The 13572-nt window shown below is 66.4% G+C and carries 8 protein-coding genes; all 8 read left to right on the top strand.

Going from position 1 to position 13572, the window contains the following annotated elements:
* The first annotated feature begins 98 nt into the window (after window positions 1-98).
* A complete protein-coding gene (locus ACWKV7_RS09870) occupies window positions 99-4631 on the top strand; it encodes a response regulator (protein WP_483857485.1) in 4533 nt (1510 codons plus the stop codon).
* Complete coding sequence (locus ACWKV7_RS09865; protein WP_483857484.1) at window positions 4609-5550, top strand: GGDEF domain-containing response regulator; 942 nt, start codon at window positions 4609-4611, stop codon at window positions 5548-5550. Before ACWKV7_RS09870 ends, ACWKV7_RS09865 begins: the two co-directional genes overlap by 23 nt.
* A gap of 113 nt (window positions 5551-5663) precedes the next feature.
* Window positions 5664-6659 (top strand): response regulator, encoded by a 996-nt coding sequence (locus ACWKV7_RS09860; RefSeq protein ID WP_483857483.1) that lies wholly within the window; start codon window positions 5664-5666, stop codon window positions 6657-6659.
* 6 nt (window positions 6660-6665) lie between these two features.
* On the top strand, window positions 6666-7127 hold the full coding sequence (locus ACWKV7_RS09855; RefSeq protein ID WP_483857482.1) for a PAS domain-containing protein: 462 nt from the start codon (window positions 6666-6668) through the stop codon (window positions 7125-7127).
* Window positions 7128-7295: 168 nt separating this feature from the next.
* Window positions 7296-8666 carry a choice-of-anchor Q domain-containing protein gene (locus ACWKV7_RS09850; protein WP_483857481.1) on the top strand — a complete coding sequence of 457 codons (1371 nt, stop codon included), beginning with the start codon at window positions 7296-7298 and terminating at the stop codon, window positions 8664-8666.
* Between the two features lie 168 nt (window positions 8667-8834).
* Complete coding sequence (locus ACWKV7_RS09845; protein ID WP_483857480.1) at window positions 8835-10217, top strand: choice-of-anchor Q domain-containing protein; 1383 nt, start codon at window positions 8835-8837, stop codon at window positions 10215-10217.
* 69 nt (window positions 10218-10286) lie between these two features.
* Window positions 10287-11576, top strand: a complete 1290-nt coding sequence (locus ACWKV7_RS09840; RefSeq protein ID WP_483857479.1) for a choice-of-anchor Q domain-containing protein — start codon at window positions 10287-10289, stop codon at window positions 11574-11576.
* A gap of 93 nt (window positions 11577-11669) precedes the next feature.
* Window positions 11670-13043, top strand: a complete 1374-nt coding sequence (locus tag ACWKV7_RS09835) for a choice-of-anchor Q domain-containing protein (protein WP_483857478.1) — start codon at window positions 11670-11672, stop codon at window positions 13041-13043.
* Window positions 13044-13572: the final 529 nt, after the last annotated feature.

Genomic DNA, 13572 nt, shown 5'->3' with positions numbered 1-13572 from the left:
GGCGCGGCGCTTTTTGCCCGCTGCCGGGCTTCTTGATGGCGGACGTGGACTATCTTTAGCGGAGCGCGACGTCCCCGAACATCGAGGAGAGACTTCCGGTGCAACTCAGCAGAAGGCGGGCCTGGCAGCTGACGAACTGGCGCAGCGTCCTTGGCGCGGTACTGCTATGGGGACTGTTAACGATTGCGGTCAGCCTGATCGCCGGGCACATAGAGCGCAAGCACGCCTTTGAAACCCTGCAGGCCAAGCTCGAGTCCCTTGCCCAGTTGCGCCTGGAAGCCCTGGACCGGCAGGTCCAGCGACGCCGGCAGGACGTGCTATTTCTCGCCGGCACTCCGCCGGTGCAGGGCATAGCCAGGGCCAGCCTGAACGCCGGCTTCGATGCCCAGGAACAGAGTTCCATGGCGCTCTGGACCCGCCGCCTGGAAACCATCTTCCAGGCCTTTTGCCAGAGCAACCCGGACATTCTGCAACTGCGCCTGGTCGGCTTCGCCGACAATGCACGGGAGCTGGTTAGCGTCAAGCGGATGGGCAATGGCATCGAAGTGGTGCCGGCGCAAAGGTTGGGCGAGCAGGACGCCCTGCCTTACGTGGAGGCAGCAGCCCACCTGCAAGCCGGCGAGGTGTTCGTTTCCGATTTTGATCTGTACCGGCAGACCGGCCAGGTGGAAAGCCCGGCGATTCCGACGCTGCGCATCGCCACACCAACCTTCGGGCGGGACGGCAAGCCGTTCGCGATCATGCTGCTGAACCTCAACGCCCGCGAGCTACTGTCGACCATGCAGGCTACTCAGGATGAGCGCCAGGTGGCAGCCTATGTGCTCAACCAACAGGGCGAATTCTTCCTGCATCCGAACCCGGAGAAGTCCCTCGGCTTCGACCGCGGACAGCCCTGGCGCTGGCGCGACGAGCATCCCGGGACTCCGCTGCCGAGCGAGCACGGCATGAGTCTGATTGACGAACACTACGTGGTCAGCCGTCGCCTGGCGCTGAATCCGGGGCTGGACGACGGGCGCACCATCGTGATTGCCCTGGCAGCGCCAGCGACTCTGGTGAAGGGGGCCGCCGCAGCGGCACGTAGCGTAGCCCTGCTGGCCATGCTGGCCGGCGGCCTGCTGACATTGGGACTGGCCATCGTCTACCAGTGGCAAAGCCGCCGGCGCCTCGCCCAGCAAGCGGAACTGGCGGCCATCGTCGGCACGTCCCAGGATGCCATCGTCGGCCGACGTCTGGACGGCACCGTCAGTAGCTGGAACCCGGCGGCACAGGCCATGTTCGGCTACCGCGCCGAGGAGGCGCTGGGACGCTCGCTGCATGAGCTGATCGTGCCACCGGCGCTGCGCGAGGCCGACGAGGCGCTACACCGCCGGGCCGCCAGCGGCGAAACCGTCGCGCCGCTGGAAACCCAGCGACGCACCAAGGACGGTCGAGAGCTGCCGGTGTCACTGGCGGTCACCGCCGTCAGCGTGCGGGACAACGGGGTCATCGGCCTGGCCGATACCCTGCGGGACATCAGCGCCGCGCGCGAAGCGGAGCGGCAAATCCGCGCGATGAATGCCTCGCTGGAGCACCAGGTACGCGAACGTACCGCGCAGATCCGCCAATACGCCTCGCTGCAGCGGGCGATTCTGGAAAACGCCAGCCACGCCATAGTCGCCACCGACCTGGAAGGCACCATCACCCTGTTCAATCCGGCTGCTGAGCGCATGCTGGACTATCGCGCCGAGGAGGTAATCGGCCACTGCACGCCCGCCCGTTTCCACGACCCGGAGGAACTGCAACTGCGCGCACAGGAGCTGTCCACCGAACTGCAGGAGAATATCGCGCCCGGCTTCGAAGTATTCGTCGCTAAGGCGCGGCGCGGCGAACTGGAGCAACGCGAGTGGACGGCCATCCGCCAGGATGGCTCGCGCCTGCCCATCCACCTGGCGGTCAGCGCCCTGCGCGACGAGGACGGCACCCTGCGCGGCTACATCGGCATGGCCACGGACATCTCCCAGCAACAGTACATCCGGCGCGAGCTGATAGCAGCCCGCGACCAGTTGGCGAAAGCCGCGGAGGTCGCCGAACTGGGCATCTGGACCTGGGTGCTGGAGGACAACTCGCTGATCTGGAACGACCGCATGTTCGAGATCTATGAGTGGCCGCTGTCCCTGCGCGACAACGGCCTCGACTACAGCCACTGGCGTTCGCGGGTGCATTCGGACGACGTGGAGGCAACGGAGGTCAAGCTGCTCGCCGCGGTGGAGGGTACCGGCACCTACGACCCGGTGTTCCGCATCGAACTGCCGGACGGGCGCGTTCGGCACATTCAGGCCGGGGCCTATGTCGAGCGCGACGAGCTGGGCAAGGCCCTGCGGGTCACCGGCATCAACCTGGACATCACCACCCGCCGCGAATTCGAAGCGAAGTTGCGCGCTGCCAAGGAGCAGGCCGACGCCGCCAATGCGGCCAAGTCGGCCTTCCTGGCGAACATGAGCCATGAGATACGCACGCCGATGAATGCCATTCTCGGCATGCTGCAACTGTTGCAGCAAAGCGGCCTCGACCATCGCCAGGCGGACTATGCCTGCAAGGCGGAAGCGGCCAGCCGGGCCCTGCTCGGCATCCTCAACGACATCCTCGACTTCTCCAAGATCGAGGCCGGCAAGCTGAGCCTGGATCCGCAGCCGTTCTGCCTCGACACAGTGCTACGCGATATCGCCGTGATTCTCTCGGCCAACGTCGGCGACAAGGACGTGGAGATCCTGTTCGCCCTCGATCCGACACTACCCGCTTGGGTCGAAGGCGATGCCATGCGCCTGAAGCAGATCCTGATCAACCTGGCCGGCAACGCGGTGAAGTTCACCAAGCACGGCGAAGTGGTGGTCAGCGCACGCCAGATCGCTCGCCGAGACCAGCGCGTGACCATCGAATTCGCCGTGCGCGATACCGGCATCGGTATCTCCGAGGAGCAATGCGCGCACATCTTCGAAGGCTTCACCCAGGCGGAAACCAGTACTGCGCGGCGCTACGGCGGTACCGGCCTGGGCCTGGCCATCAGCCAGCGCCTGGTTCGCCTGATGGGAGGTCGGTTGACGGTCAAAAGCAAGCCGGACCAGGGCAGTACCTTCCGCTTCTGCATCGTCTGCGCCGACGCCGCCCCGCCGACCGAACGCCCAGCCGTGGTCAGCGACAAACTGCGCAACCTGCACTGTCTGGTGGTGGACGATAACGCCAACGCCCGCCAGGTCATGGCGGAGATGCTGCAGTCGTTCGGCTGGACCACCGAGTTGGCCGGCAGCGGCGAACAGGCCATCGCCAGGGTGGAGGCGGCGCTCGACGAATTGCCATTCGACGCCATCTTCGTCGACTGGCGCATGCCGGGGCTGGACGGCTGGGAAACCAGCGAACGCCTGCGCCAGCTACTGCCGCCGCAGCGTGCGCCGCTGATCATCATGGTCACCGCCTATGGCCGCGAGCTGATCGCCCGGCGCCAGGCGCAAGCCGCAGCGGTGATGGACGGGCTGCTGATCAAGCCGGTAACACCGTCGATGGTGTTCGACGCGGTGGCGGAAGTGCTGTTGCCAGCCGAGCGGTCGGCCCCGCCGGCCCAGCCGCCCAGCCAGGGCCGCCTGCAGGGCCTGCGCATTCTGCTGGTGGAGGACAATCCGACCAACCAGCAGGTGGCCCGCGACCTGCTGAGCAACGAAGGCGCCGACGTGACGGTCGCCGACGACGGGCGCGCCGGCATCGCCGCGGTGGATAGCCAGCAGCCGCCCTTCGACCTGGTGCTGATGGATATCCAGATGCCGGAACTGGACGGCTACCAGGCCACCGAGGAGATCCGCCGCCGTCACCCTGCGGAGCGCTTGCCGATTATCGCCATGACCGCCAACGCACTGCCGGCGGACCGCGCCGCCGCGCTCGCGGCGGGAATGAACGAGCATGTCAGCAAACCGTTCGACCTGGATAACCTGGTCAAGGTGATCTGCCGCCATGCCGGGCGTACCGAAGTGTCGGTGACGGCAGCAACGACAACTACCGCCAGCGTGGCCATCTTCAATCCGCAACCGGCCCTGGAGCGCTTCGGCGGCCACCACGCGGTGTACCGCACGGCGCTGGAACGTTTCGCCAACGAAGTGACGGCGCAGCTCAACGGGCTGGCGGATGCCGCGCAAGGCGACCGTGAGCAGGCGTTGCGTACGTTGCACACGCTCAAGGGGCTGGCCGGCACCCTCGGCGCCGACAGCCTGGCGCAACTGGCCCGACAGGCCCACCAGCAGATGCAGGAAGGCTGCGACCCGGAGCGCTGGCAAGCGTGGCACGCCCGGTTGCAGCAGCTCGGCCGCGATAGCGTGGCACGAATCGCCGAGTACCTGGCCGAACCCGGCGGGCCACCGCCTCCGTCACGCCGGGAGAACAAGGGCTCGCTGGAGGCCCTGCTGCAACTGCTGATCAAGCAAAACATGGACGCCCTGTACGTCTTCGAGCAATTGCAGGAACGTTACGCCCAACGGCAACCGCCAACGGACTTCATTGCCCTCGGCCACGCCATCGACCGCCTGGATTTCACCACCGCCGCCGAGCATTGTCGCGCACTGCTCGCTGACGAACGGGGTATCGCCGATGAAAACGCCTCTGCCCCTTAAGCAATACGATCTGGGCGGCCGCCGCGCGCGCCTGCTGGTGATCGACGACGAACCGATCAACATCCGCGTCGCCCACCAGCTGTTCGCCCAGGAGCATGAGGTGTTCATGGCCACCGGCGGTGAGCAGGGCCTGGTGCTCTGCCAGCAGCTATTGCCGGACCTTGTCCTGCTGGACGTGGTGATGCCGGGCATGGATGGGCTGACGGTGTGCCGCGCCCTGCGCCAGCATGAGCACTCGCGGGAAACGCCGGTGATCTTCGTCACCGCCCATGAGTCGATCGACCAGGAAGCCGCCTGCTGGGAGGCCGGCGGCACCGACTTCATCAATAAGCCGTTCAACCCACAGACCTTGCGCAACCGGGTGAACGTGCACCTGGCGCTCAAATTCCAGACCGACCGCCTGCGCGAAATGGCCTTTTCCGACGGGCTCACCGGCATCGCCAACCGTCGCCGACTCATCGAGCAACTGGAGCTAGAGTGCCGCCGCGGCCAGCGCCAGCGCAGCCCGCTGGCACTGCTGATGATCGACGTGGACCATTTCAAGCGCTACAACGACCGCTATGGCCATCAGGCTGGCGACGATTGCCTGCGCCAGGTAGCGAACGTGCTCGCCCAACATATGAACCGCTCCGGCGATCTCGTTGGGCGCTACGGCGGCGAAGAGTTCGCCTGCCTGCTGCCCAACACCGACCAGGGCAGCGCGCTAGTGGTCGCGGAACGTCTGGTGGCTGCGGTGTACGCGCTGGGCATCGAGCACCTCGACTCGCCCGTGGAGCAGCAGGTCACCGTCAGCATCGGTCTGGCGGTGCAGCAGGACGTGCCACTGTATGCCCCCGAGGCGTTGATCGCCGCCGCCGATGCCAACCTCTACCAGGCCAAGCGGCAAGGGCGGAATCGCGTGGCCACCGACGCCTGCTGACCCCGGCCCCGGACCTGCCGCGAGTTTCCACTGCTTTTACCGGTCACTCGCCGGCGCACGGCCTGCAGCGACTATGCTTGCCTTGGTACCAGCCGAACCGAAGGCCTGCCCGAATGATCCCGCTTCTGGTCTGCGACGATTCCGCCATGGCGCGCAAGCAGTTGATCCGCGCCCTGCCGCCCGACTGGCCGGTGAGCATCACCCAGGCCAGCCATGGCGAGGAGGCGATGGCGGCGATTCGCGCCGGGCTGGGCCAGGTGGTGCTGCTCGACCTGACCATGCCGGTGATGGACGGCTACGCAGTGCTCGCCGCGCTGCGGGCCGAGGGGTTGCCGAGCCAGGTCGTGGTGGTGTCCGGGGATGTGCAGGAGGAGGCGCTGCGACGGGTCGAGGAACTGGGCGCGCTGGCCTTCCTGCGCAAGCCAGCCGACCCCGACGAGTTGCGCCGCACGCTGGAGGGCCATGGCCTGCTGCAGGCCGCCGGCAGCGCGCCCGCGGCCGAGCGCGACGCGTTGCAGCTGAAGGTCAATTTTCGCGACGCGCTGCGGGAGATCAGCAATATCGCCATGGGCCAGGCCGCCGCGCTGCTGGCCAAGGTGCTCGGGGTGTTCGTGCAGTTGCCGATTCCCAACGTCAACATCTTCGAGGTCAGCGAACTGCACATGGCCTTGAACGATGCCCAGCGCGGCGAGCGGCTCAGCGCGCTGTGCCAGGGGTTCATCGGCGATGCCATCGCCGGCGAGGCCTTGCTGTTGTTCCACGACTCGGAGATCGCCGATATGGCGCGGTTGCTGGGGTGGCAGCCGCAGGACGACAACGAGGTGTCGGAAATGCTGCTGGACCTGGCGAGCATCCTGATCGGTGCCTGCCTGGGCGGCATCGCCAAGCAGATCGACGTGCGCTTCTCCCAGGGGCACCCGCAGCTGCTCGGGCAGCACTCGTCCATCGAGCGGCTGATCCAGCTCAACCGCCAGCGCTGGCGCAAGACCCTGGCGGTGGAGATCAGCTACAGCCTGGAAGGCCATGACATTCATTTCGATCTGCTGTTGCTGTTCACCGAGGACTCGATTCCGCGCCTGAACAAGAAGATCCAGTACCTGATGGAGTAACCCGCCATGTCCGGACAGATCGAGATCGACGAAGTGCACTGGCTGCTGGATATCGTCCAGTGCCTGGATGTCGGCGTGGTGGTGCTGGACCGCGACTACCGCGTCGAGGTGTGGAACAGCTTCATGCAGAACCATTCCGGTCTCGGCCCGGACGAGGTGCACGGCCAGCGCCTGTTCGAGCTGTTCGCCGAAATCGACGAGCCGTGGCTCCGACGCAAGGTGGAGACGGTGGTGCAACTCGGCACGCGGGCCTTCAGCCTGTGGGAGCAGCGGCCCTACCTGATGCGCTTCAAGAATTACCAGCCGATCACCGGGGAGGAGGAATTCATGTACCAGAACCTCACCCTGCTGCCGCTGGCCAGCCCCACCGGCACGATCGAGCACCTGTGCCTGGTGATCTACGACGTGACCGCCATCGCCCGCTACAAACTGCTGGCCGCCGAGCGGGACCTGCCGCCCGGCGCTTGACCGTCCGTCAGTGCCGGGCCTTTAGCCGCGGCGCGCCATGGAACCTCCCTCAGACCGCCCGGTCAGTCCCCATCAGGGATGGAACCTTCTTCATCCGCACGCGGAAGCCGTGCAGTGTCCGCTCATAACCGAAAATGAGTCGGCTCGCGCCGTAAGGAAACACCTCACATGGACTTCTCTGTACACGCTCGCCTTCTCGGCGCCCTGCTGCTCGGCAGCGCTGCGAGCGCCAACGCCGCCACCCTCCAGGTCACCACCACCGCCGACAGCTTCGACGGGGTCTGTGACAGCCACTGCTCCCTGCGCGACGCGGTGACCGCGGCCAACCAGTCGCTGGGCCAGGACCGCATCCAACTGGCCGCCGGCGTCTATCTGCTCAGCCTGCCGCCAGCATTCGATGACCGCGGCGTGCCCGTCGAGGAAGACGACAATCTCAACGGCGACCTGGATGTCACCGACGACCTGGTCATCCAGGGTGTCGGCATCGTCGGCACCAGCATCAGCGGGCAGACCCAGGATCGCCTGTTCGAGGTACTGCCTGGCGCGCACCTGGTGCTGGAGCGGCTGACCCTGGAGGGCGGCAACACTGCGGACAACGGCGGCGCCGTGGAGAACCACGGGCAGTTGCTGATTAACCACGCGCTGCTGCAGCACAACCACGCCATGACGCGGAACCCGGCTGTCGGGCCGATTCCGGACAGCGAAAGCTACGCCCACGGCCAGGGCGGGGCCATCGCCAACTATGGCGAGGCCGCGGTGCTCGCCTCACGCTTCCAGGACAACGCCGCCACCGGCTTCTGGGACAACAACCTCGGCCGCGGCGGGGCCATCTACAGCACCGGCACGCTGGCCCTGCGCGACACCAATTTCCTCAACAACCGGGTCGACGACCAGCTCGACCGCGGCATTGGCGGCGCGCTGTACAGCGCCGGCAACACCAGCATCGAACGCGCGGCCTTCGTCGGCAACCAGACCGCCGAACTGGGTCGCGGCGGCGCCATCGCCAACGAAGGCGGCGAGTTGCGGGTTACCAACAGCACGATGAGCGGCAACGGCGGCGCACTCAGCAACGGCTTCCCGGCCAACCCGGCGGATGCGCTGCCCAAGGCCGCCCTGCGCAACGTGACCATCGCCGGCAATGGCGGCTATGCAGTGCTGAACTGGGGCGACCTGCGCCTGGGCAACAGCATGGTGGTCGGCAACTACGACTCCGACGGCGAGCAACCGGCCAACTGCCGCAACCTCGGGAACAACTTCCGCTATCGCGCGGTGGGCCTGCTGCTCAACGACGAGCAGAGCAACTGCAGCGCCGACCTCTACGTACCCTATGCGCAGACCTTCACCAGCCTGCTCTATCCGCTGACCAGCCAGGGCAACCGTACCTGGTTCCATGCCCTGCGCCCCGGCAGCCTGGCGGTGGACGCCGCCGTCGGCGATTGCCCCAACCACGACCAGAACGGCATGCCGCGCCCGCAGGATGGCAATGGCGATGGCGTGGCGATCTGCGATATCGGCGCCTACGAACTCGGCGCGCGGTAGTCGACCCGCTCACCGGCCCGCGCGAGGGCCGGCACCGCAGTAGCTGCCAACCAGGATGACGTATGGCAGCACCCGCCCGCTCCGGCCTGGTGCCGGGCGGGCTCACACCCCGCGGGATTCATGCCTGTCCGCCAACCGATGGAACCGGAATGCCGGAAGGAGCTAACTATGTTCCGCTCATGTTCGCCACGTGCCGTGGCCCTGCTCTTGCTTTCGTTCACCGCCACCTCGCAGGCCGCCCTGCTGCGGGTCAACACCACCGCCGACAGCTACGATGGCGTCTGCAATCGGCACTGTTCGCTGCGCGACGCCGTGGCAGTCGCCAACCAGGCCCCCGATGCGGATGTGATCCTGTTGCCGCCGGGCCAATACAGCCTGGTTCGCCCCGCCGCAGTGGGCAGCGATGGCATTCCCATCGATGCCCAGGACAACCAGATCGGTGACCTCGACGTGACCGGCGAGCTGGTGATCAGGGGCCTGGGCAACGACCGCAGCACCCTGCACGCACAATTCAACGACCGGCTGCTGGAGGTCCATCCGGGCGCACAGCTGGTACTGGACAACCTCGTCCTCGAAGGCGGCTATAGCGCCCATAACGGCGGTGCGGTGATGAACCGCGGCCGGCTGTTGCTCCGCAATCTGCTGCTGCGGCACAACCAGGCCTACTTGCCGCCCGGCAGCGCGATTCCGCCAAACCCGGCACACACCTTCGACCATGGCCAGGGCGGCGCCATCGCCAACCACGGCACACTGGTGGTGCTGGCCTCGCGCTTCGAGGGGAACCGGGCCAAGGGCGCCCCCTACGAGGTCACTTCCAGCTATCCCGGGCGTGGCGCGGCGCTGTTCAATCGCGGCAACCTGCTGATGCGCGACAGCCTGCTCTACCAGAACGCCGACGTGAACGACAACGGTGCCTGGGGGCCGGTTTCGGGCACGGCGCTGTACAACCGCTTCGGCAGCGTGCGCCTGGAGCGCAGCAGCCTGGTGCACAACGGCATCTCGGAAGACTTCAGCTACGCCATCGTCAACGATGCCGGCGACCTGCAGATGAGCAACAGCACGCTGAGCGGCAACGTCAGCGGGGGCCTGCTGAACTGGCTGGACGGTCGCGCGGAACTGGACCAGGTCACCCTCACCGATACCTGGGGTGTCGGCCTGATCAATTGGGGCGACCTGGTGATCCGCAACAGCATCGTCGCCGGCAATATCGACGACATCGGCGATCCCTCGAACTGCTACAACCGGGGCGAGAACTACAGCTACCAGGCGTTCGGCATGCTCACCGACAGCCAGCCGGGCCAGGGCTGGAACAGCTGCAGCGCCGACTACTACGTGCCCTTCCCGGACACCTTCACCCGCGTGCTGCGCTTCCCCATCAGCCCGTACAGCGAAACGCTCTGGCTGCACGAACTGCCAGCCGGCAGCCCGGCCGTGGATGCCGCCGTAGGCCCCTGCCCGGATCGCGACCAGCGCGGCGCGGCCAGGCCCGTAGACGGCAATGGCGACGGCGTCGCCCTGTGCGACCTCGGTGCTTATGAACTCATGCCCTAGCCACACCTCGCCCGGCCCCGCGCCGGGCGTCCCCACCGATGGAATCCCAACGAAGCGAAAGGAACGCCAATGCCTCACTCCCTGCTCTCTCGAACCCTGACCGGCGCGCTGTTCACGGCCGGCATCGCCATGGCCCAGGCCGCCACCCTCACCGTCACCACCACCCAGGACATCTACGACGGCACCTGCGACGCCCACTGCTCGCTGCGCGATGCGGTGAAAGCCGCGAACCAGACGCCCGAGCTGGATACCATCGTGCTCGCCGCCGGCACCTACGTGCTGACCAGCCCCGGCGTGCAGGACACGGCGCCGGCGCCGCTCGAGGACCCCAGCTGGGGCGACCTGGACATCACCGGCACGCTCAGGATTGTCGGCGTGGATGCCGAACGCAGCATTATCCAGGGATTGTCCAGCGGCGGCCTGCTGCGCGTGCATCCCAACGCCCGCGTGCGATTGGAGAAGCTCACTCTGAAGGGCGGCAGCGCCTACAAGGCCGGCGGCGCCGTCAATAACGAGGGGGAACTGGTGCTGCACCAGGTCATCGTCGCCAACAACCAGGCACAGGAAGATCATCCGCAAGGCGGGGCAATCGCCAACTACGGCAAGCTGCGCATCTACGCCAGCCACTTTTCCGGCAACTCGGTAAGCGGGACGTCGGGCGACGGCGGGGCCCTGTTCAACCAGGGCGAGCTGTTCATCCGCGACAGCTCCTTCGATGGCAACAGCCTTCGCGTCTTCCTGGGCGGCTTCGGTGCCGTGCTCTACAACACGGGGGTTGCGGTCATCGAACGCAGCTCCTTCGTCGGCAACTCCGCCATCAGCGATTTCGGCGGGGGCAGTGCGATCTTCAACGAGGGCACGCTCACCCTGAGAAACAGCACCTTCAGCCGCAACGAAGGTTCGTCGGTGTTCAACTACGTCAACGCCGAGATGAACGTTGGCAACGTCACCATCGCCGACACGGTCGGCACCGGCCTGAAAAACATGGGCAAGCTGCAGGCCCGCGACAGCGTGGTGGTCGGCACCAAGCTCATGTGGGGCAACGTCGGCGGCGACTGCTGGAACTCGAGCTTCCCCTTGGAGGACATGCAGGCCCAGGGGCTGCTGCTGAGCGACCCGAACTCGAACTGTGGGGCCGACTTCGTCGTGCCGGCTGAGCAGGTCGAGACCACCCTACTGATGCCCCTCAACGAAGAAGGCCCCACCGCGTTCTACCCCCTGCGCCCCGGCAGCATCGCCGTGGATGCCGGCACCGGCGGCTGCCCCGCGCAGGACCAGCGCGGCGCGGCCCGCCCGCAGGACGGCAATGGCGACGGCGTGGCGGCGTGCGACCTGGGCGCCTACGAACTGACACCCTGATGCAGTACCCCGACCGGCCGCCGATGCAGCCGGTCGGTCTTTCACCCACCGCGGGAATTGCGTCAGTCCGCAGCTCACGGAAAGGAGATGCTCATGCGTACCCCCAGACTGACCCAAACCCTGCTGTCCACCCTGCTGCTGGGCGGCCCCGCGGCCAGCCAGGCCGCCGTTCTGCTGGTCACCACCACTGCCGACGACTACGACGGCACCTGCAACCTGCACTGTTCGCTGCGCGATGCCGTGGCCGCGGCCAACCAGACGACGGAAGCCGACGTCATCCTGCTGCGCTCCGGCAACTACGTGCTGTCGCGACTGAACCCGAGGGACGCGGAGAACGATCCCTTCGACGAAGACGACAATCTGCTGGGCGACCTGGACGTCAAGGGCGACCTGGTGATCCAGGGAGCCGGCATCGGCAAGACCACCATTGCGGGGCCGAACAGTCATCTGTTTGCCGTCGAGCATCGCCTGTTCGAGGTCCATCCCGACGCAACCCTGGCGCTCAAGCAGATGACCCTGACCGATGGCCGCTCCGGGGAAAACGGTGGCGCGGTGGAGAACCACGGTCGCCTGCTGGTGCAACGCGTACAGGCGCTGAGAAACATCACCCGCGAAACGGTTTTCTCGAATGGCGGCTACGGCGGCGCCATCGCAAGCCACGGCGAGCTGCTGGTGCTCGATTCGCAGTTCGAAGACAACAGCGCCATCAAGGAAGAAACCATGCCGCTGGGAGGAGCCATCTACAACAGTGGCAGCCTGTGGGTGCGCAGCAGCGACTTCAGTAAAAACGAGGTAGGCGGACTGCCCCTCGATGGCGCTGGCGGCGCCCTCTACACGAGCAACCTGGCCAGAATCGAAGCCTGCTCATTCGTGGACAACAGTGCAAACGAATACGCAGAAGGCGGTGCCATCACCAACGACGGTGGAGGTGTCCTGACATTGACCAACAGCACCCTGAGCGGCAACTACCAGGGGGCGTTGAGCAACGGTCGCACCGCTCCAAGCTCCAGGGCCAACCTGACCAACGTCACCATTGTCGACAACTACGGCAACTACTCCCTGCCGCATGCGGTCACGAACTGGGGCCAGTTGCGCATCCGCAACAGCCTGATCGCCGGCAACTACGAGTACGACTTCTGGGGCGACTCCGACACGCCGGCCAACTGCCGCAACTTCGGCGACTCGTTCAGCTACCAGGCCAGCGGCCTGCTGCGCAACGACGAGCCGAGCAACTGCGCAGCCGACCTGTTCGTGCCGTTCGAGCAGACCTTCATCCAGGTGCTTTCCCCCGACCTCGATAGCGATGGGAAGACGTACTTCCACGCCCTGCTCCCTGGCAGTCCTGCGATAGACGCCGGCGTCGGCGACTGCATCGCCCAGGACCAGCGCGGCACCGCCCGCCCGCAGGATGGCAACGGCGATGGCGTGGCGGTGTGCGACCTGGGTGCGTACGAGTTGCATCCTTGAAGCGATATCCGGGGGCCACGCCAGCCAGGCTCCGAACGGGCCGTTCACCTCGAAAGACGGTGGCCATTTGGAGCCATGGCGATGCCATCCTGACACCTCTTATCTCGCTGCAGCCCAGGCACGACGGGGCTTTATGCCACTTTGGCGAGCCGTCCGTCGCGCCCGGCGCTTTTGGCGACGAGCGTCACGGAACTCCCTCTATACGACCGCCCCATTCCTCTTCAGGATGTGACCCGGACAGCGATAGCCGTCTCCGTTTGACCCATTGCGTCGGCTGCGGCCGAAAGGAACTCGCGATCATGGTGTACCCCGCCCTGCGCACCGGCCGGTTCGATGCTGGAATGTTCCTCGCGCTCATCCCGCCGGGTCGTCGACTATCGCCCCTCCCTCCCCCGCGTATCCCGGTTATGAAGCTCCGACGTCCTGTGTCCTGCCTCCGCGGCCGGCGCATGACGAACGGAACTCCAGGCCTGGCTCACCCGACTCATTACGGCGTCGCCCATCCGCGTGATGGCGATGTCGAAACGTG

Source organism: Zestomonas ipomoeae, assembly GCF_057128665.1.
The sequence above is the reverse complement of the archived record's forward strand: the minus strand, read 5'-3'. Positions and strand labels throughout refer to the sequence as shown.